Origin of the sequence: Pseudobutyrivibrio sp. OR37, assembly GCF_900113655.1 — a bacterium.
In the GTDB taxonomy this organism is placed as follows: Bacteria; Bacillota; Clostridia; order Lachnospirales; family Lachnospiraceae; genus Pseudobutyrivibrio.
The window spans coordinates 78,346-100,540 of record NZ_FOQF01000001.1 but is presented as its reverse complement, the minus strand read 5'-3'; the positions used below and the strand labels follow the sequence as shown (position 1 = coordinate 100,540).

Sequence of the window (22,195 nt, the reverse complement as noted above, 5' to 3'; positions counted from 1 at the left end):
GGAGATATGGTAGGAAAATACGATATTGAAATTTATAACAACAAAGTTCATTATTTTTTAGAAGTTAATCGGAACATTACCATCCTTAAGGGAAATAGTGCAACCGGTAAGACTGAATTAATTAGATTAGTCAGTGAGTATGAAGCTAATGGAGCTTCTTCAGGTATCAGTTTAAAGTGTGAAAAAAAATGTTCAGTATTAACTAATGTTGCATGGGAGTTGAGACTATCTGCATTGTCTCAAACTATAGTATTTATAGATGAAACAGCAGATTTTATTAAAACTAAGAGATTTGCTGAGTTGGTAAGAGGCTCTGATAACTATTTTGTGATAGTTACTCGTGATGATTTGAGCCAGTTACCATATAGTGTTGATGAGATTTATGGTCTTGTTAATGTATCTTCAACATCCAAATATAAAGCTTATAAAAAAGTTTATAATGAAATGTATAGGCTTTATAATTTAAATCCTATTCAGAATGTAAATCCTGAGCTTGTGATTACAGAGGATTCTAATTCAGGATATCAGTGCTTTTCTCATATCTTTGATAAGTGCATTTCTTCAAATGGAAAAAGCAACATATACGAAAGTATAAGAGAACATAAAGACAAGAAGCTTCTTGTGATTGTAGATGGAGCTGCATTTGGTCCTGAAATAGGTAAGATAATGGGATATCTATCTTTAAATGAATGTAAGTGTGTGATTTATGCACCGGAGTCATTTGAGTATATTATACTTAAGTCAGAATTATTGGATGTCCCAAATGAAATTATAAATCAAACATATAATTATGCTGATAGCAAAGAGTTCGCTAGCTGGGAAGAATATTACAACAAATATTTAATTAATTTATCGCAGCAAACTATTTATAAATATTCTAAAACACAATTGAATAAAAACTATTTGGGTAAAAAAGCTTTAGAGAAGATAAAGCATGTATTGCCTGAACAGATACAGTAAGAATGAGTCTCTCCTTAACATGATTTTGGAGAGACTTTTTTGCACTGTTTATATAAAATTAAATTCGTTTAGAGAATTAATAGTTATTCAACTGAGATTAATTATTTTCAATTTCATATTTTTTTATTGCTTGTCTAATTAAATATAAAACTTCTCCATTAATAGAGCGGCCTTCATATTCAGCTAAATCCTTTAATTTATCATGTGTTTCTGAATCAATTCTTAAACCTAAATGTTTATCTTTTTCTTTTTTCATGTGTACCCCTCATCAATTTGATTTTATAAGTACATATTAAGTTCACATTAGTCTGCTATGATTAAAATGTACTTAAAACAAGTACATAAAAATTGTTTTAAGGGAAGGAGAAGGTTGATATGGCATTTTGTATTAAATGTGGGGCAGAGTTATCTCCAGATGTAGAGAGATGTTATAAATGTGGATATCCGGTAGTATTAAGAAGTCAGCAATCTGAAGAACAAGAACTTAAAATCGATAAGGAACAGTCAACTATACATAATATGAAAAGCATATTGATAGTAATTAAAAAGTATTTGCCTATAGTAATGTTGGTAATCTTTATTTGCATAATTGGAACGGTATATTATTTTAATCCAAATACTCAATATAATATTGCGGAAAAGGCCTTTTCTAATGAGTCATATAGTAAAGCTATTAAATGTTATAAAAGAGCTGGTACATATAAGGATGCAGCAGATAAATTGGATGTCGCGATTAAAGCATTTTATTATTCAAAAGGTCAGAGTCTATATGAAGAAAATAACGATGAAGCTGCCATTAATGCTGCTAGTAATTACGCTAATGCAGTTGGTTATAGTGACAGTTATGATAAGGCAATGCAGATTTGTGATATGTTGGTAAATAAAGGTGATTATGATAATGCAAGAATAATCTATGAAATGCTTAATGAAAATGATTATGTGCAATACTGCCTTGGTATGGATGCTCTTAAAAAATCTAATTATGCTTTTGCTAAAAACAAACTTGGTAGTGCGAGAAATATTTTAGATGGTGATGAGCAATATAAAGAGGCTGTATATAATTATGCTATAACACAGGTTAACTCAAAAAATTTTGAGGAAGCGCTTGATGAGCTTTTAGAGATAACTGATTATAAAGATGTAAATGATTATATAAATAGTATTTCTGTTGCCTATTCAAAAGAAGAGATTGAATTAGGAAATTTAAATCATGCTATTAAGTTAATAGAAAATGTGCCAGATAATAGCCAATATGAAGATGTAAAAGCTTCAGATATAAAAATGTTACTTGAAAACAATAAGGATTGGGCAAAAGTATGCGGAACGTGGATATGTACTAGTGGGAAAATGAAAGCTACTCAAGATGGTAGCTATTCAAGTTATTGGTGGTACCATGATTTTAATGAAGGTGATTTATCAATAGATATTAGATGCTCGTTAAAAGCTGATAATTCAGTGATTTTAATGATGAAAGGTGATATTCCTATATACACGGAATATTCTGTTGTTGGAGAGCTTGTTGAAAAAGATCTCTATAGCCTGACTAGCAATATAAATGTGGAGAAACAGGGGAAAATTGAATTGGATAATAATGCTTCAATAACAGTTACGCCATCAAAGCTCACATTTAATTATAAAAAAGTAGATAAGAGTCAAGATGTTTTTTTTAACTATATTTATACAACAGATATTACATTTGGAACGATGATAGAAAGTTTTTAGATAGAATAATATATTGCTAGCCTTAATAAATGATGAGAGAGGAGTCTACTATGGCTTATTGTTCTAATTGCGGTGCCTATGTTATGGATGATGCTGTTTTTTGCCACAATTGTGGAAATCAGATAAATTATAGTATTTCATCTACCAGAAAAGAGAATGTCAAAAAGAATGGTATGGAAGAAACAAATAAAGTCTATACATTATTAGGCATATTTTCTTTATTAATACTTGTGGCAGCATTTTTTATAGATAATGTATTTCTTTTTTTAATTTTGTGTTTACTTGCATTTGTTATAGCTATTGTATCGATTATAAAAAAGTGTAAGTTAAAAGGTTTTCCTATCGTTACCATAGTAATTGGTGTATGTATGATTTGCCTTTTGGTACATACGGTTATTACGCCTCAAAATAATAATACTAGGGACTCTGCAAGTAATATTAATGTTTCAAATGACTATAAAAATGTCACACCAGAATTGAAGGAGTTTCTTGATTCCTATGAATCATTTATTGATGAATATATTGTGTTTATGAAAGAATACAATAATAATCCGACTGATATTGGGTTACTTACAGATTATTACGATTTTCTTTCAAAGTATAATGAATATTTATCAAAAGTTGATTCATATAAGACTGAATCTATGACAACTGCTGATTATAATTATTATATAGAGGTAACGACTAGATGTAGTAAAAAAATACTGAATTCATTAGATACTGATTAGTTGAGCTAATATTACAATTAATGATTTAAGTAAAACTGAAGGAATACAACCTTTGGTTTTACTTTTTTTATGTAAAAAAATATAATCTGAAAAATTTTTTCAAAGTGTAACTAGTTTGTAACAGGGGGGATTATAGAATGGCATTACAGAATCCAAAGTGGGTTAATACATTTACGTGTTTAATACTAGAGAGAAGTGATTGGAGGTTTTTTATGGCAAAAGGAAAAACATTCAAACAGAGATTTTTATCATTATTGGTAACAATCTTGATGGTGGCAGCTATGGTAGTGCCATCAGTTCCAACCTATGCTGCAGTAGCAGATAAGATTGATGTAGGTCAGCCTTCCTATGATGCTGTATCAGGAACAATGACCTATAGTAACTGTCTGGGTACTGGCGCTAATCTTTACAAAAGTATTGTTATTAACTTTACTTCTGTAAGAACTAATGGTGAGAAGGCTGTTCTTCCTACTAATATGGCAGGCTTTACTTACGAGACAAAGCTTAGTACAGATGGTACTTATGTTATCAATATCCCAGAAGGTAAGAATCTGGTTGATATTGCTGCTTATATTAGAAAAATTAAATTTTTAAATTGCCAAAACTCTTCTCAGAAAATTAACTTCTCTATTGGTAGAGATATAGTTAGATACATGACCTTCTATTCAGAAGATACAGGCCATTATTATCAGTTTATCAAGTTTGATCATAAGCTTGGTGGCGCAGCAGGTAAAGCTGATGGAACAGGAAAGACATGGCAATATGGTTCTTGGGAATATTCATATTACACAGCACTTGATATGCAGTATGAAGGTTTGCAGGGCTATCTTGTAACAGTATCTAGTATACAGGAAGATTTCTTCATTTATCAGACATCTAACGAAATCGGTTGGATGGGTGGTACCAGAATGAATCATGGTGCATCTGATACAAAGAATGGTATTCCTTATTACAAGACATTTACTGAACCATCAGGAGCATCGGATAATGCTATTGGTTACTGGTATTGGTCATGTGGTCCTGATGTCAATGTTAATGGTGGTAAGTTCTTAAATGCTGTTAAGGGTACAGACGCTCTTATGAGAACAGCCGACAGCAATGGAATGTATAACAACTGGAATAGTGGTGAGCCAAACAACTCTAACGTTGAGTTTGCTATGACAACACTTAAGATTGGTACAGGTTGGTCTACCGGTGCCAGAAGTGGAAAGATTAATTCTTCATCACCATATTATAAGGCATCCGGTTATTCATGGAATGATATTAGCTCTACTAACATGGCTCAATATGGTTCTTCAAGTGTTACAGATTATACATCTACAGGTTTCTTCGTAGAATATGGTGATGCTGTAACAGGATTAACAGAAGCAGGCCAGAAGGCAAAGACTAACTTTGAATTTAAGACAACAACTCAGCCTCTAAGTCACATTTGGAATTTATATTCTCCAGCAGGTTCAGATACAATTAAGATGTTCTGTTCAGCAGCTGACCCTAAGTGTTCATATTTCGCAACAAACGAATCTACACTTGGTGTAACTATTGATATGAATATTAAGACCGCTGATGTGCCTTATGATGGAAAGGTTTATAATAGTGCAACCATAGATGGCGATATTGCCATTAAGTCTGCAGCAGGTGCAGCAAATACAACAATTTCTCCAATTAAATATTTTAAGGTTGATGGAGCAGGTATTTATAGTGGTGGACAGCAATTAGCTGGCCCTCCAACAGATATTGGATATTATTATGCAGAGGTAGATGTAAGTGTTAAGAATACGAAGCTTGCATCAAATACAGTAACAGCAAAGGCTGTATCTACATTTAAGATTTATGATCCAGATGCAGATTATGCAGTGGATTCATTAAATAATAAGCAGTATTCAAAGGAAGAGGTTCCCTATCAGCGTAAGGTAACATCAAGTACAGCATATTCTGATTTACAGGTTGTTCTTGCAACATCTTCAGATACCCTTTCAATGTACAAGATTGCTGAGATGCCATGGAACGATTCTGAGAATACCTTGAACAAGATTGCCTGGGTACCAGAGGTGCAGGAATGGATTAGTACTTCTGGTTATTCAAAATCGGCTGCAACGCCTTACGACCTGGCAAATGGAAAGGCATCTTCAAGTACTATTTCAGCCTTTTACAAGGATATGCTTCAGAATAAAGGCGGTGTAATTGTAGATTCTGAAGGAAATGCCACAGGTTTGTTACAAGATTTGGTAGTTAATAATTCACCTAGCCAATACAACTCAATGGCTGACGTTTACGTGGATGCAGAAGGTGCAGAGGTTGCATCAAGCGCTGATGGCGCAACAAGATACGCTGTTAAGTTTGATAATATCAACTATGGTATTTATGCAATATTGGCAAAGGCTGGTTCAAGTAGCTATGCAGTTACAGTTGCAGCTGTATATCCACAGCAGTCTGGTCCACAGGGCAACTTCTTTGTACAGGATATGTTTACTGTATACATCAAGGAAGTTGAACCTACAATTGACAAGTATATTAATGATGCCAAGGAAGATATTGCCGAAATCAACAATACAGATGATCCAATCGAATTTAGAATTGACTTCCAGCTTCCTGAATACAAGGATAGACTTACTTCAGGTGAAGGTAGCGGCTATCAGCTGTACTTCGAGGATATTATGGCTAACGGCTTCACTTTATTAGAAGGTGGTGACCATGATCTTAAGCTATACTACTTGTATGAGGATGAGGGAGAGATGAAGCCAGAGCTTATTACTCAGAATGGTATTCCTACAAGTAGCCCATACAAGTTTACAGCATCTCCAGTGTCAGGTTCTAACGGACTTACAATGGATAAGGCTGGCGACCAGATTGATTACACAAACATTATTACAAAGAATTCTGATTTGGTAGGCAATTACTATAATAGAAGAGAAAACGTAAGAATCTTTAATGATTTCATAGTTGAAAATCAAGAGGATGGCTCTCTTAAGATTAGAATTGATTTTGATGAGCCAGCACTTAGAGCTTGGAAGTATAACTTAAAGACAACAGAGCAAAGAGAGCCACTTGGCTTTAGACTTGTATACTATGCATATCTTGACGCAGATGCAAAGATTAATACTAATGCAAACAGCAATATTGCATACGTATACTATGAGAAGGATTCTTCTGGTGGTTCAATGACAGAAATGCATGACGCAGTTTATGCATACACCTATGGCTTAAATATCATCAAGATTGATGGTAGTGCCAGCGAAAGAGCATACCTTGCAGGTGCACAGTTCAAGCTTTACAAGGAAGTTCTTGGCAACTTAAGTCCAGAAGAAATAGAAGTAATCGAGGCTGATCATGAGAATTATTATGTACTTCCAGGAGAAGGAGATGCCTCTGATAGATACTTCAAGAAGGTTGTAATGGACAACGGAGTATTCACACAGGGAAGCACTGGTGAATTTGATACATTGGTATCTGTGGGCAATGACAAAGGTATTACAGCTCACGGTCTTGCAGATGGCAAATATATCTTAGTAGAGACTAAGGCACCTAGTGGATACAACGAATTAGCAGAAGATATTTACTTCGAAATTAATAGACTTACAGAGGATGAAGAGCAGCTAAAGACTACAGACAAATCTTTGGTATGGTTCAGAGAAATGTCAGATGATTATGATGCTACTAATCCAGAAACAGCAGTAATCAACCAGAATGCGTGCATCTCCATTGATGTATACAACTACCAGGGACTTACACTTCCAAGTACTGGTGGAATTGGTATCCTGTTATTCGTAATCATTGGTACAGTACTGATGGGTACAGTAATCCTGATTATGTTAAACAGAAGACGAATGGAAGATAACTTCTAAATTAGTAACCTACACCCGAAGGCATTGACCTTCGGGTGTTTTTTTATTACAAAAAATTACAAATTCATGTGTAACAGCTTTGTAACATGGGTGGGGGTAAAATGTAACCATCATAAGGATACAGTCCTGTTTTGTAGAGATGGAAGGTGACATTATGAAGAAGGTAAATACTAAAACAATGAAAAAAAGACTTCTCAGTCTCATATTTGTATTTCTGCTAATGATGTCACTTTTGCCTGCTATGGCAATTAATTCCCTGGCAGCAGATTTTGATGTGGATTCTTTAAATAACAGAGAAAATACCTCTGGAACAGCTGCTGCATCAAACATTAAGGTAGATAGCGAAAATGCTACAACCTCTTTAGTAGTAAAGACAACCTCAGTAGGAGAGAAGGTTACTATTTATAAAATAGCTTCAGTAAATTACGACACAGTTACAAAAAAATATTCTGATCCTTATTGGGTAACACAGGTTTCTGATTGGCTGCAGGCATACGATAATTATTCTTCAAATGGAACTATTAAAACAGCCTATGCATCACCTAAGAATCTTGCATCTGCCAGCCAGTCTACCTGGACAGAGTTTTATAAATACTTACTTTATAACAGAGATTCAAGTGGACCACTCAATGTTATCGAGTATGGTTCTTCTTCTAGTGTGGAAGATGAAAATACAGTTTACCAGGGCAAATTAACACCTTATAAGGATAGTGTAACAGTAGAGGATGTAGAAAATCTGGAAGTTACATTTTCTGATCTTGAGCTTGGTATCTATGCTGTTATGGTTACAGCAGATGCTAAGAGATTTACCCCAGTGGTAAAGGATTTAACACCAAAGATTAATGGACCAGAGGGAAATTATTACGTAGATTCAGTTTATTTTGCCGAGCTTAAATCAGCAGATGCCACCATCGATAAGAAAATAAATGGTAAGCAGGCAGATGATGTAAGAATAGGCGAGGTTGTAGATTTCGATGTAGATATTACTTTACCAACTCTTTACAAGGATAGAGTAACCTACACAAGAGCAATGGACCAGGCATATTCAATGTACATCGAGGATTACATGAGCCCAGCCTTTACCATCTACGATGCAAATAATGATGGGGTATCCAACGAATTAGATGTTAGCTTTACAACTACAGGTTCTATGGAAGGATCCGTTAAAGAGGACTTTCCAACAATACCTTTTGATTACTATGAAATAGCAGATGAAACCTATGATAAAACAGGATTAACGGAAGGAGAAGATTACTATGAGCTTACAGATGGAAATATTAGTGATTACACAACTAATTGCACTTCACTTGCTTTACTGGATGGTTATGAAGCAGGCCACAGCTATTATGCAATTAAAAAATCAGCACCAGTCTACACACTAGACGAAATTAGAACCAAGGAAAATGCTGATGGCGTAGAATGCACCTATATCAAGCTTAACATTAATGTTGGTGTGTTAAAGCAGATGATTAAGGATGACACAGATGGTAGAACCTATGATACTGCAATTGTAACATTGTCCTACAAGGCCATTGTTACTGATAAGATAGAGGTCAATTCAGAAGGAAACTATAACACAGCAACAATTGTATACGAAGGAACATCAGGTATTTCAGATACAGTAAGAGCTTATACTTATGGTATGCAGCTCATCAAGCTGGATGGAAACAGCCAGGAAGCTTTAGCAGGCGCCCAGTTTAATCTATACAAGGAAGTGAATACTTATATTGAGGACAACAAGCAGTTTATCTGGCAGGCAGATATGAATGGAAGTGCTGCCGACACCTTAGAGCTTTCCTTTGAGGAAATTGAAGAGGATATTAATAGTAAAGGTCCTGAAAGTAATTATTACGTATATACACAAACCATGGAAGATGCAGGAGTAACAACAAGTGGTGTGGCTTATGAGAAAAATGCAGTGGTTGCAAGAGTATTTGTAAAATATACAGCAGGTGCCATTAATGAAGAGACACCATTTGAGGGTAGTCTTACATCTGTAGCTTCAGATACAGGTATCCTTGTAAAAGGACTTGATGCTGGAAACTATATCCTTATGGAGACAAAGGCTCCTAGTGGCTACAACTCATTAGCAGAGGATATTTTATTTACCATTAGTCGAATCGATGATGAAACAGCACAGCTTGAGTTTAACGGAAGCTTATGTGGTTTCTTTGATAGCTATGATTCAAACAAGCAGTTAATTGAAAATGGTATTGCAGTGCTTAAGGTGCTCAACTACAGAGGACTTACACTCCCAAGCACAGGAGGCATTGGTATTCTTATTTTCACAATCCTTGGAATGGTTATCATGTCATCCTCATTACTACTTTTAATCCTAAGGCAGCGTAATTTAGACCCAAGCTCATATATGTAAAATAGTTATTTGAAGGTCTTCCCGAACATCGGGAAGGCCTTATTTGTGCAAAAAAATTCACATTTGATAAACAAAATCGCCAAAAAATCATGCTAATATTTAATAAACGTAGTCTAGCAAATGAGTTTTATTGCCAATGTATAGCCAGGGGGTAAATAAAATGTACGACGATAGAAGAGATAGAGATAATAGAAGAGACGACAGAAGAGATGATAGAAGGGATGACAGGCGGGACGACAGACGGGAGGATTATCGTAGAGACGATAGGCATGACGATTATCATAGAGATGACAGGCGTGAAGATTATCGTAGAGACGATAGATATGAAGATTATAATGATGACAACCAGATTAGAGAGGAAGTGGAGCGCTTAAGAAGAGAGGTCTATGCCTTAAAGGATGCATTAGACAGCAGACGCCAGGAAAATGCAGACTTAAAGACAATGATTAGACAGGCAGATAAATCTAATCAGGAGCTTCTAGCCAACATTACAAAGACTATTGCTAGCATGTCAGAAAAACTAGATGGCATGGATGAAGGCATGGGCGCAAACATAAAAAAGATTCAAGCTACACTTAGAGATGATTTGGACGAATTGAATTTACCAGTGGAGGCTAAGTGTGATGCCATAGAAGAGAGATTAAAAACCTTACAGAGCAATCTGGATTATTCAGATCCAATGAAGGAGCAAATGGAAGCTGCCACAGAGGGAATGAAGGAAACCTTGGCCGAGAAGTTTGGCTCTAAGACTATCGGGGATGTTTTGCAGAAGATTGCAACCAATAACACGTTTTTAATTGCAAATTCTATTGGAATAGTAGTGTTACTAGCCCTTATGTGTTTCTTTATACTTACACTGCTCAATACACATTAATGGGCGATAGAGAGGAGTCCTAAGTGCCACAAGGAGCTATGGGAGTAGCTGCATTGGAAATATGGGGGGCAATCTTTTGTTTAGTTGCCGCCTTTTCCACTGACAGAGGAAAAAGAGTTGAACAAAGAGAAAATGTACAGCTTGGAAATATGCTATTGCTTAATGCGGTTATTTTGGCTTGCGATATTTTTGCTGTTACCTATAACGGGGAGCCTGGGGCAATAAGTCTTACTATTCTTAGGCTGTCTAATTTTATATTGTATTTTACTCTGTATTTGCTGGAAATATATTTTATAGCATTTCTTCGGGCTATAGTTACAAACAATGGCGGTAGATTCAATCCTATCTTTATTTACATCGCATATTTTATAATGTGCTTTTCTATTTTGGCGCTGATTTTTGATCAGTTTAAGCACGTAATTTATTATTTTGACGAGAACAATGTATATCATAGAGGTGATGTTTATTATCTTGCACTGGTGCCAGTGTTCTCCTGCTTCGTGTTAATATTAGCCATTGTGTTTTACCATAGATCGTTTTTTAGTAGACTCCAGAGAGTGTCATTGATGGTATATTTATCCTTTCCTGTAGGTAGTGCCATTTTCATGGTTATAACAGGACAGGTGTCTTCAGTTATAAATATAGCTATCAGCATCGCTCTTGTTATGATGTACATGTTTTACGAGATTGAAAAGAATCAGAGAATGCTAAAGCAGGCTGAGGAAATCATGGAAAAGGAGCGTATTAATAACGAGTTCAAGAACACAATGTTATGGACTCAGATTCAGCCTCATTTTATTTATAACAACTTAAATGTAATTCAGTTTTTATGCAAGCAAAATCCGGAGGAGGCAGCTAAAGCTGTCAGTCATTTATCTTCTTTTTTAAGATCTTACATTGATGCTTATGATTTGGATGTATGTATTCCGATTACAGAGGAGATGGAGATTATAAATCATTACGTGTATATGCAAAAGCTAAGGTATGAGGATAGGCTGCAGGTGGACATAAACGTTGAAGCTACAGGCTTTTCCGTTCCACCTCTTTCTGTAGAGTCACTGGTGGAAAATTCCGTAAGACATGGTGTGGCTAGAAAGCTTGAAGGTGGAAAGGTAAGCATTCACGTATATGAAAATAATGATGAGTTCCTGGTAGAGGTTGCGGATAATGGAATCGGCTTTGATTCTGAGGAATTAAAGAGCGATGGCAAGAATCACGTAGGACTAAAAAACACCGATAGTAGATTAAAATTCATGATAAAGGGTAGCTTGGAGGTTATTTCGCAGCCAGGTCAGGGCTGTCGTGCCATTGTGCATGTACCAAAGAGGAAAAAGAATGAAGTATCTAGTGGTGGATGATGAAAAAATAATTGTGGAAGGTATGGTTGATACCCTTAAGGAAATTGTGGGGGATAATGCGGCCATTTTCAAAGCTCACGATCCTTACGATGCAATTGAGCAGATGAAGCTCCACAAGGCTGATGTGGTGTTTTCAGATGTTGATATGCCAGGTATGAATGGACTTAAGCTGGCGGAGCAGCTACATGAAATTAATCCTGATGCAGACATTGTTTTTGCAACAGGCTATGCTCACTATAGTCTGGATGCCTGGAAGACTGAGGCCAAGGCTTTTATTTTAAAGCCGGTTTCCAAGGAGGATATGACAGCTGCCATTGATAGAATCCTGAAGAATCGTAGTAGGGCTGGCGCCCAGGCCGCCCAGGTGGATACAGGAAAGCCCCTTGAGGTTAGATGCTTTGGCAATTTCGAGATATTCCACAATAATACACCAGTACATTTCGCAAGGAAGAAATCAAAGGAAATGGTAGCTTACCTTATTGATAGAAAAGGAGCCATGATATCTACAGGGGAGCTCAGAAGCGCTTTATGGGAAGAAGAGGAGGACAACGAAGAAAAGAAGGGCTACATAAGGGTGCTTGCCAACGATATACGAAAGAGCATGGAAGATATTGGAATTTCTAATTTCCTTCGAAATGATATGGACTGCTACAGTGTAGATGTTAGCATAATGTCCTGCGATTACTTGAAATATCTAAATGGAGATGAACAGGCTAAGAACTCATTCGCGGAAGAGTATATGACCCAGTATCCTTGGGCAGAGGTAACCTTGGGGGTACTTTTAGATATGACATGATGTAACGAGTTTGTAACACCCTGTAGATTACAATCCTAGTAACATGGAAGTAGTCTATGGGGATTTTTTATGGCAAAAAACAAAATTGTGAAGAGTAAGCATGCGATTACCTTCGAAAAAGATGAAAAAAAGTCCATAATTATTGCCCTGGTGGTAAGTGCAGTTGTAGTTTTGGCTACTGTTCTGGCTATTATTGCGATTAGACATAAAGGCCTTGGTATTCCTATTGGAACCACTACTACCGAAGAGGTTGTTGACACATATACTGTTACAGATAATTACGGTGAAGATGGAAGTATCATCGTTACTACCCAGGAAGAACTTATTGAAAAGCTGACAGCATCGGAAACCGATGATTCTATTGGAGCCATCACTATTCAGACAGAAGATGAACAGTCAATAGAGATAGCCCAGGGTGATTATGCTAATCTGGCTTTAAATATAGATGCACCTTACACAGAGGTGGATAACTATGCCAATTTTAATACTATCAACATTATGCAAATTTCTGCCAATACCTGGGTGGAGCACGCTAGTGGCAACAACATTGTGCTGTCTGCAGGTGCCAGTCATGTGATTGTTGAGTCTGATGCATCAGTAGAATCTATTTCAAATATTGCCTACGGTTCTACCCTTGCAATTGAAATATATGGAAATGTAAAAGCCTTGTCATTAGAAGCAGATGATTCCATTTCTTCTGTAAGTGTTGAGGGAGGAACCATAGATACACTGGATATTTACAGTAAAACAAATCTATCCCTTTCAGGAGCAGGTGCAGAAAAGTTAAATGTAAATCTTCAGGCTGGTGCTACTGGTTCTGTTGTAAAGAGCACTGTTCCGCTTAGTATGCAATTATATGGTTCAGCAGATTTGTATATGGAGGAGGGTGCTGAGGAATCCTCAATTTCTGTATTAAATGGAGATTTAGTAACTAATCTTCATAACAATACAACAATGGCCCTTGAGGTAAATGACCCAGATGGTTCAGTAGTAAGTGTAGATCAGGGTGGCGAGCAATCCTTTGGTGAGGAGAAAGCCCCAGAGCAAGCTACGGAAAGCGCTGCTGTAAGCAGTGGCTCTGCAACAAGATCCTCATCAGGCGGCTCCTCTTCATCAGGTGGTAGCCGTAGTAGTAGTAGCTCAAGCACAAGCTCATCCACATCCTCAACCACTACACAGCAAACAGCTACTCAACATACCGCAAGCCAGCAGACAACCACAACGCAAACCCAGAACACTACACAAAGCACAACCAACAAGACTAATAATCAAACTGCAGCGCAAAATTCAACAAAGACAAATACATCTTCATCCTCTGCTTATGAAAAACGGGCGAAGGAGCTTGAAAAAAAGGTGGGCGAGCAAAATAGTACCATATCAAGCCTTAACAATAGCATAAAGGATTTAAAGGAATCTATTAGAAAGCTGACTGATAAGAATCAGGAATACGAAGATAGACTAGAGCAGGCAGAGAATTATGTTGAAACAGTAGAGAACAGAGCACAGGAAATAGCTGACGAAAAAATCAAGGAGGCATCACGAAATGCAATCATTGAAACGCCTCTTCCAAATTCATTATATAAATCACAGGCCTCAGAGACAGGACTTGTGGCATATAGAATGGATACAGCTGATATAACCTACGAAAGATTAGATTCGGCAAATGATGAAAATGCAGAATATATCGTAATAACAAACAATGAAAATGCTAATAAAGCTTATTTGGTTCAGCTTTACTACTATTATTTCATAAATCTGGCAGAGGAAGGTGGTAGTGAGTCGCTAGGCTGGAATCACATGGATACAACAAAATCTATTGTTATCAATCCTGGCGATAGTTGGACATTTGCAAGGCCAAAGACTACTAATCCAAATATATGTAAATACACTGTTGAAATTGTGGCATCTGACATAGGTGAGGCGCATTGCACTGTATTTACTGGCAACTTTGAAGAGGTTGGATGTTTATCACTTAATTTGGATACAGATATTAGAGAATCTCTTGTGACAAATGTTCAGGCTGTATTTATTGATGAGTCAAAAAGAGTAATTGGTGTTACTAGTTATTTTACATCTATGCCAGAGCAAGAGGCTGAAACAGATTTGAACGTAGATAATCAAAGGGCAATCTTAATTAACCAAAATGTAATCATATTTACTTTACCTGAGGGACATGGTCCATTAACCTGGAGGGTATTTGTTAGCTGAGGTGACAATCTTATGAAAAAGATGACAGGGGCATTGCTGATAATGCTTACCATTATCCTGACAATGCTTACAGGTACAGTTTCATATGCTGCAGCAACATCCACTATTGTATTTGAAGGGTTGGAGGTTGGAGACGTGGTTGAGATTTATCGAATCTGTAATTATGACGATTCGGGCTCATCCTACACATGGGCTTCTGCCGTTACCACCTGGATGACAGACAATAGAACAGGTAAATTCTATGCAGATTTAAGTCCAAGTGGACTGCAAAAAATGAAAGCAAAGGATTCAAAGGAATTTTGTGAGCTGCTCCTTGACGGTCTTAAAAATACATCAACAGGTGTAGCAAATCTTCAAGGTCAATCCTTTGAATATCAGGTAGGTGTTGGAAATACAGTAGAGATTGAGCCAGGCATTTATATCGTTTTACCAAAGGGAAAATCCAGAGTTTACGATATAGAGTGGTTTGTTTTAGGACCTGGCAAAGAAAAAAGTATTGTCTATACTGAGGATAAATATAGCCTCCCATCAGTGGAGTCCACTATTAAAAATACCACCAAGGATAGAGGCTTTGTAAATGAAACTGTTCCAATGACAGAATATGACGATCAGGTAACAGTGGATTCAGTACTAAAAATGCCAAGCTATAACGACATGTATTCTGATGGAAAACGTGTCCTCACCATTTCATACGTTATTCCAAATGGTATGGATTATGTGGAGGATAGTGCAAATCTTCTTTCAGTTACAGAAGAGGGGGAGGAAGCTCTTCTGGAATCAGCCTATACAGTAATGACCTACAGCAACGTATCCATGTATAAGGATTACAATGATAATTTTATCTTCTTTGGAGCACAGGATTACTACTATGAATTGGACGGCAATCATCTGGTGGGACCTGATGGCACAAAGGAGCTTGCCTTAGAGGCATATAACAGCGCATATCAGACAGAATATGAAATAGAGGAAACTCATTTACAAAAAATCGGTAAGGGACTTGGCACCTCCACAGCAGAAGAGATAAGCCCCGAGGATAGTGAAGAGGCCTCTGAGGAGGTAGTAGAGGAGCCTGCAGAAGGCGAAGACTCTGAAATTATAAGCACAGATGAAATAGGCGGCACCACCGAGGATAAGTCTAAGCTTATCTATAAAACCAGGGGAGTGTCTGTAGTTGTTGTATCTCTTGATACAGCAGTGGATATATCAACCTTAAAAACAAGTATAAGTGCTAAAAAGAATCAATACAGTACAGCAGATGGCTGGTACGACATTTATACCAGCTTAAGCTATTCTGTTAGCCCTCTTGATAGAAACCTGCGAGCAAATATTAAAACCTCATCCCGTGCAGCAGCTTATGGAATCAGAATCACTTCATGTATGGGATATGCGGATTCTTATCAAAAGAGTAGTGAGGAGATTTTAGCCACAGCACCTAGAATGGTGGATGATAAATTTACCTTATATAAGAAATCAAATACATATTCCGGCGATATTGATGAAGCTGTCGCCCAGGTTGCAGCAGAAAACAAGGATATAGTGCAGCTGATTTATGACAAGGAATTAAATGTAACCTATGAATATAAAGAATATGCATCTTTAAATGTAAATGATGAAGGTCAAATAGCTATTGGTGGAATTATTACTGGAGAATATTTGATTGTTCAAACGGAGCATGTACCTGGCTATGCCTTATCTGAATTGTCATTTTTGATTGAAGCAAATGACTGGCAGGATGAAAAATACATGGAAGGTAATTGCGTATTTGATTTAGTTTGGCTTGATTATAAAACCGTCTATTTGCCAGCAACTGGTGAGGATGGATTAGAAACTGACAGAGCACTTGGAATACTTGTTACACTTTTTGCTGCACTTGGAATAGCACAGGTATATAGAAAATATCACAAGTTCAGTATTTTCAAGGTGTGAGAGGGTGTTACAAAAATAGTTTTAAAATATTTTTTCTTTGTAACTAGTTTGTAACTAGTAACGGTTTATTATATGGCATATAGAAAAGAATTTTGTCTCTTTATACAAAAGAAAAATTCGATATACGTCAGATAAGGAGGAAAAAATCATGAAAGGAAAAGGAAAGCGATTAGCTGCATTACTTACTCTTTTAGTACTTTGCTTTAGTTCTGTACTGGTAGTTAGTGCTGATAGCAATACTACACTTATCAAAAGAAGTACAAGCGTAAGCAATCAGGCCTTTGATCACACAGAAGTTTCTGTAGCACCTGATACAACAGATACTACTGGATTTACTCTTACAGTTAAGAGAGCAAATGATAGTTTTACTCTGTATAATCTTGTGACTCTTAATCCTTCTGCGAACACTGAGAATGGAATTACATCCCTTGATCTTCAGTGGGAAGCTCCAGTTGCTGAGTTTATTGCAAACAGTGCAACATTTTCTGGTGACCCAGAATATGCTACACCAAATGCACTTGGAGCATACACCGTTGACCAGAACCTTTCAGAGGCAGCAAGAGTAGCAGCTGAGAAAGCAGCAAAGGCAGAACGTGAAAAGAAGCTCATCAAGCTTGTAAATGCTATGAAGAGCCAATATGCAAATGCTGTTGAAAAGAGCTCAACTGCTATCGGTAGACTTACTCCTGCAGGTGGAATTAACGGAACAGCAGTAGCAGATGGTACAACTCCTAACTATGAACTCCTTGGTTCTTCTCAGAATTTAAGCTTATATGAGCCAGCAAATATTATCGGAACAGGTGTCTCAGGAGACTCTTGGAACATGGCTTATGATATTACTGGTCTGAGCTTTGGTTTATATTTCGTAGACGCATCTAATCCAGCAAGAGCAACTGGCCAGGGATATCAGCCAGTAGTAGTTGATCTTGTACCAGAGCAGACTGGTCCTTCAGGACATTGGTATATCGATAACACAAAGACCGCTACCTTAAAGAATGAGTCAATCAACATCGTTAAGAAAATCAACGGTGGTGATAACGACATCATCCGTGAAGGCGAGATGGTAAACTTTACAGTTGATTTTGACGTTCCTCTTTATACTAAGACTGATAATAAATATACATTTACAAAGTTTAACGCATTTGATGATATGAGCCAGGGCTTTACCCTTATAGCTACATCAGCAAAGCTTACATTCTTTGACGCAAATGGTAATGAGTTCCATGTACCAGCAGCACTTACAGGTGATGCTTATGGAAATAAGATAGCAAATGATATAGCTGGAACATACACAGCACAGCTTATCGGATTTAGTTATCCTGTAACATATTCTGAGGGCCAGGACCCTAAGGAGTATTTTTACATTTCTCCAGTTTCAGACAATCAGATTACTGTCTGGACAAACAATGGTGGTGAGCTTAACAGCTACCTCATGATGAAGTCAAAGACTAATGGAAAGTATGTATTTAATACAAGTGACTTAAATACAATTAACAATAAGCTTGGAACAGATGATAAGATTCCAGCAGCTTATATTACATCAACAAATGCATCTAAATTTGTAGTTGCTGATACATCAAAATCTCTTATAGGTGTCGTAATTGACTACGAGAAGCTGATGAATCCTGATACCTATACACCTATCAGAGAAAGTGCAACTCCAGTTCAAAAGGCTGTATATACAATGAGCGACGATTTTACAGTACCTGCAAAAATCTCTGTAACATACGATGCATTAGTAAATGATGATGCTTATTTAGGAAATGATAACAATACTAACAAGGTAACAGTTTATTACGTAGAAGATACAACTGGAACAATTGGCACAGCAGAAGATGAAGTAGTTGCATGGACCTACGGTGCAAACATCGTCAAGGTTGATGGAACTGCATACGATGAATTCGAAGCACTTTCATCTGAGGAAAAGGCACAGGCTATTGCAGAAGGAAAGACACCTTATCTGGAGGGCGCTGTATTTGATATCTTCAGATATGATGTTGAGTATTGCGGTGGTTCAGCTAATGCTAACCAGTCAGCAGTACCTGTTGAATCAATTTATAACACCTTTAATTTCTACGATGATGCAGAATATCCAGTACTTGATCCTACAGATTCTAACCTTACATCAAGATACGCAGGTTCAAGAGGATTATATTCAGGAATACTTGCAAAGGCTCTTACTTATGAATTGACACAGAAGATGTCTCTTACTGATCCGCTTACAATTGGCCAGGCAAGAAATGAAGCACTTGCAGCAGTTGGTAGCTATGCAACAGCTGATCAGTTTACAAACAAATATGATTTCACAGATATTTATGCATCTGGAACATTTAAGGATTTACATGACAACTTTGGTGGAAATGCCTTACTTGACTACATGAATCCAATGGCTAAGACAGACCAGGAAAATGGCATTTCATGGGATACACATGAAGACTTCTCAGATGGATATGTAACTTACGTACCTAGATGGGTAGAGGCAGGAGAATGTAGAGCACATTCTGGAGCACACTGGCACTTGGATGCATACTCATTATTCTGGGCAGATGCACAGTCAGTAGCTACTGAAGAAGGTATTACACTTACAGGCTTTGACCCTAACAAGTATCTGATGGTTGAGAAGGTAGCTCCTGCAGGCGGATACAACAAGATGAATGCAGCTATTTACTTCGAGATTAACCAGCTATCTAACGAGCAGTTTACAGAAAGAGGAAACTCATACGCAGGCTTCATGTCTGACGAATACGAAGATGCAGATGGCAACCTTACAGTTGATGATAATGAAGATGGTATATATCACTTTACTGTAAAGAACTACAGTGGACTTACACTTCCAAGTACTGGTGGTATTGGTACATTGTTATTCACATTGATAGGTATAGTAGTTATGGGTGGTGCAATAATATTCGTAATTGCAAGAAACAGAAAGCTAAAAAACAGTGCTGCAACATTTATGGCATTAGTAATGGCACTTACTTTAGCACTTAGCTTCTCTTTTACATCTAATGCAGCTACAACTATCAGCCTTGGTAACAGTGATGGAATAAACGTTGGTGCACAGAAGGCAGTACCTAACGGCAAAGCAGTATTTACAGTTCATCTTAGAGATGAGGGTGATGTACTTAACGTATACCAGATTGCAACCTGCTCTTACGATGATGAAGAGAAAACCTTCTCTGATATTGAATGGGTTCCAAACCTATATGCATATTTAGGAAACTATAGTCTTGATACAGGAAATGACAATATTCCTACAGACCCAGGACAGTTTACACAGCTTGACGCAAAGCAACAGACAGATTTCTTAACATGGATTTATGATTCAAAGGACAAATCTGGTGTAGGCTCTATCAACAAAATTGCCAGCAACCAGATAGTTACATCACAGAATCCAACAACAAAAGAATACTACGCAACAATCAGAGACGTTGAATACGGTATGTACTTAGTAAAGGGTGAAAACCCAGAGCTTAATCGTTCATATTCAGTACTTACTCTTTCAGCAGCTCCTGAAATTCAGGGACCTATGGGTGTTTATTACTTAACAGGTGACCTTGAAGCTACACTTAAGTACGCTGATGTTACTATTTCAAAGTACATCAACATGGGCAAGTCTGATGTAGTTAGAACTGGTGAGGTAGTAAACTTCGAAGTAGTTGGTGAAGTACCAGAGTACTATCCAATCGAAGATGGAGTAGTTTATACAAAGGATGACGGCGAGGCATATTCCCTTTATGACTGGGATGCAAATTACACCTTCAGCATCACTGATGATATGTCAACAGCCTTCAGATTAGATCCAACAACACTTAAGATTTACACAGGCAATGACCCATCCTCTCAGGATGCATGGACCGAAGTACCAGCTGATTACTATACAGCTTTAATTGCACCAGAGTATAAGGCAGTAGAAAAGACTGGTACTATTTGGTACAGAGACAGCAAGGATACAGCAGGTAACTACTTCGTTAAATATGCTAAGCCAAACGGTAGCACATGGGCAATTACATGGTATGTATACAATGATAAAGAAGGTAAGCTAATTAAGTTTGCAGAAGGCTCAGCTTCTTCAGAGTCAGCTGTTATGGCAGTACCTGATTCATCAATCATTAGTAGCTATCAGGAAATAACTGGTGTTGCATCAGTTGGTACAGTAGCAAGAGTTGAAAACAGACCAATCTTTGCAATTACCTTTAATTACTCAAAGTTTGTTGACATTGACAGCGAATCTGGCAAGTGGGTAAGAAACAATCAGTATGTAGCACTTGTATATGATGCAACTGTTACAGAAAACTGCTTACCTGGCACAGAAAATAATACCAATACAGCAAAGCTTTGGTATAGAAGCGATATCGCAGGACATTACACACCAGTAGAAGATACAGTTAGAGCTTATACCTACGCACTTAGATTAATAAAGACTGATGGTGAAGTAGCTAACAAGTATTTGCTTGGTGCAGAATTTAAGCTTTACAAAGAGGCTTATATATACGTACCAAATACAACAGCTGAAGGCGTATCTGAATCAACCTTTACAGCAGAGCCTACAAGTAACACCTGGCAGTATTACAAGTTTGATTCTTATGCTAATAATGGTGAGTACGCCTCTGAATTAACAACAGCTCCTGTAGATGATGCAGGAACAACACTTTCAACACTTGATTTAGCAGAATCAGCAGAGTTCGAAGGCGGCTTAAATACCTACTTCAGATACGTACCAGTAAAGGCTAATGAAGATGGTATTCCTTATGATCACTTTAAGGTAGTAGTTTACAAGCAGATGGCACTTCCTGATCAGATAGATAAGGATTCAACAGGTGCTGATTATCAGACAGTTAAGGAAAACAAAATCATTTCTGTAGATACAGAAGATGGTGTATTACTAGATGGTTTAGAGGAAGCTTCTTATGTATTAATCGAGACAAAGCAGCCTACAGGCTACAATGCTCTTACAGAAGCAATGAGATTTGAAATCAGAAGATTAAGTGCCGAGCAGCACGCCCTTACAGAGAATGCAGCTTACACAACAGACGCAATCTTCTATTCAGCAAATCAAGTGGATATTAATGATCCAGAATTAACAATCGTAGATGCAGTAGCACTTGAAGAAACAGATGGTGAAGGAAATCCAGTAATTAATTACTATCAGGGATACTCAGATGGTATTTATGGAATCAATGTAAAGAACTACCAAGGACTTACACTTCCAAGCACTGGTGGTATGGGTACATTATTATTCACAATCATAGGCATCATCCTGATGGCAGCTGTAATACTACTTATAGTTTTAAAGCAAAGAAAATCTAACGAATCATACATGTAGTATCTGACGTATATAGGCAGGAGGCAGGTATCTGTCTTCTGCCTATTTTTAAATATTAGGAAATGCTTTTTTGCAGAAGTATTG

The 22,195-nt window shown here is 37.1% G+C and carries 12 protein-coding genes; 11 read left to right on the top strand and 1 reads right to left on the bottom strand.

From position 1 onward, the window contains the following. Positions 1-6: 6 nt before the first annotated feature. Positions 7-960 (top strand): translation initiation factor 2, encoded by a 954-nt coding sequence (locus BM097_RS16205; RefSeq protein ID WP_177197318.1) that lies wholly within the window; start codon positions 7-9, stop codon positions 958-960. Between the two features lie 97 nt (positions 961-1,057). On the opposite strand, the gene BM097_RS00415 is transcribed toward BM097_RS16205, so the two are convergent. Then, positions 1,058-1,216 carry a type II toxin-antitoxin system antitoxin gene (locus BM097_RS00415; RefSeq protein WP_090544801.1) on the bottom strand — a complete coding sequence of 53 codons (159 nt, stop codon included), beginning with the start codon at positions 1,214-1,216 and terminating at the stop codon, positions 1,058-1,060. A gap of 119 nt (positions 1,217-1,335) precedes the next feature. On the opposite strand from BM097_RS00415, the gene BM097_RS00410 reads away from it, so the two are divergent. The 10 genes from BM097_RS00410 (at position 1,336) to BM097_RS00365 (ending at position 22,111) form a co-directional block, all read left to right on the top strand. After that, positions 1,336-2,682, top strand: coding sequence for a zinc-ribbon domain-containing protein (locus BM097_RS00410; RefSeq protein WP_090544799.1), 1,347 nt, complete (start codon positions 1,336-1,338; stop codon positions 2,680-2,682). 50 nt (positions 2,683-2,732) lie between these two features. Beyond that, positions 2,733-3,410, top strand: coding sequence for a DUF6591 domain-containing protein (locus BM097_RS00405; RefSeq protein ID WP_177197317.1), 678 nt, complete (start codon positions 2,733-2,735; stop codon positions 3,408-3,410). Positions 3,411-3,622: 212 nt separating this feature from the next. Beyond that, entirely contained in the window at positions 3,623-7,252 is a 3,630-nt protein-coding gene (locus BM097_RS00400; RefSeq protein WP_090544795.1) for a SpaA isopeptide-forming pilin-related protein, read from the top strand. Positions 7,253-7,406: 154 nt separating this feature from the next. After that, positions 7,407-9,626, top strand: a complete 2,220-nt coding sequence (locus BM097_RS00395) for a SpaA isopeptide-forming pilin-related protein (protein ID WP_177197316.1) — start codon at positions 7,407-7,409, stop codon at positions 9,624-9,626. 160 nt (positions 9,627-9,786) lie between these two features. After that, positions 9,787-10,500 carry a hypothetical protein gene (locus BM097_RS16200; RefSeq protein ID WP_090544791.1) on the top strand — a complete coding sequence of 238 codons (714 nt, stop codon included), beginning with the start codon at positions 9,787-9,789 and terminating at the stop codon, positions 10,498-10,500. A 23-nt stretch (positions 10,501-10,523) separates the two neighbouring features. Next, entirely contained in the window at positions 10,524-11,858 is a 1,335-nt protein-coding gene (locus tag BM097_RS00385) for a sensor histidine kinase (RefSeq protein ID WP_090544789.1), read from the top strand. Continuing rightward, positions 11,836-12,654: a response regulator gene (locus BM097_RS00380; RefSeq protein ID WP_177197315.1), complete on the top strand. Its 819-nt coding sequence runs from the start codon at positions 11,836-11,838 to the stop codon at positions 12,652-12,654. The genes BM097_RS00385 and BM097_RS00380 overlap by 23 nt, the downstream gene beginning before the upstream one ends. A gap of 69 nt (positions 12,655-12,723) precedes the next feature. Further along, a complete protein-coding gene (locus BM097_RS00375) occupies positions 12,724-14,862 on the top strand; it encodes a hypothetical protein (protein ID WP_090544785.1) in 2,139 nt (712 codons plus the stop codon). Between the two features lie 12 nt (positions 14,863-14,874). Continuing rightward, positions 14,875-16,788 (top strand): hypothetical protein, encoded by a 1,914-nt coding sequence (locus BM097_RS00370; protein WP_090544783.1) that lies wholly within the window; start codon positions 14,875-14,877, stop codon positions 16,786-16,788. Between the two features lie 148 nt (positions 16,789-16,936). Beyond that, positions 16,937-22,111, top strand: a complete 5,175-nt coding sequence (locus BM097_RS00365; RefSeq protein WP_090544781.1) for an LPXTG cell wall anchor domain-containing protein — start codon at positions 16,937-16,939, stop codon at positions 22,109-22,111. Positions 22,112-22,195: the final 84 nt, after the last annotated feature.

Excerpts from the sequence above, each read along its gene's own strand:
- BM097_RS00365 (WP_090544781.1), top strand. The coding sequence starts at position 16,937 with ATGAAAGGAAAAGGAAAGCGATTAGCTGCATTACTTACTCTTTTAGTA.
- BM097_RS00370 (WP_090544783.1), top strand. The coding sequence starts at position 14,875 with ATGAAAAAGATGACAGGGGCATTGCTGATAATGCTTACCATTATCCTG.
- BM097_RS00410 (WP_090544799.1), top strand. The coding sequence starts at position 1,336 with ATGGCATTTTGTATTAAATGTGGGGCAGAGTTATCTCCAGATGTAGAG.
- BM097_RS00375 (WP_090544785.1), top strand. The coding sequence starts at position 12,724 with ATGGCAAAAAACAAAATTGTGAAGAGTAAGCATGCGATTACCTTCGAA.
- BM097_RS00415 (WP_090544801.1), bottom strand. The coding sequence starts at position 1,216 with ATGAAAAAAGAAAAAGATAAACATTTAGGTTTAAGAATTGATTCAGAA.
- BM097_RS16205 (WP_177197318.1), top strand. The coding sequence starts at position 7 with ATGGTAGGAAAATACGATATTGAAATTTATAACAACAAAGTTCATTAT.
- BM097_RS00400 (WP_090544795.1), top strand. The coding sequence starts at position 3,623 with ATGGCAAAAGGAAAAACATTCAAACAGAGATTTTTATCATTATTGGTA.
- BM097_RS00395 (WP_177197316.1), top strand. The coding sequence starts at position 7,407 with ATGAAGAAGGTAAATACTAAAACAATGAAAAAAAGACTTCTCAGTCTC.
- BM097_RS16200 (WP_090544791.1), top strand. The coding sequence starts at position 9,787 with ATGTACGACGATAGAAGAGATAGAGATAATAGAAGAGACGACAGAAGA.
- BM097_RS00380 (WP_177197315.1), top strand. The coding sequence starts at position 11,836 with ATGAAGTATCTAGTGGTGGATGATGAAAAAATAATTGTGGAAGGTATG.
- BM097_RS00405 (WP_177197317.1), top strand. The coding sequence starts at position 2,733 with ATGGCTTATTGTTCTAATTGCGGTGCCTATGTTATGGATGATGCTGTT.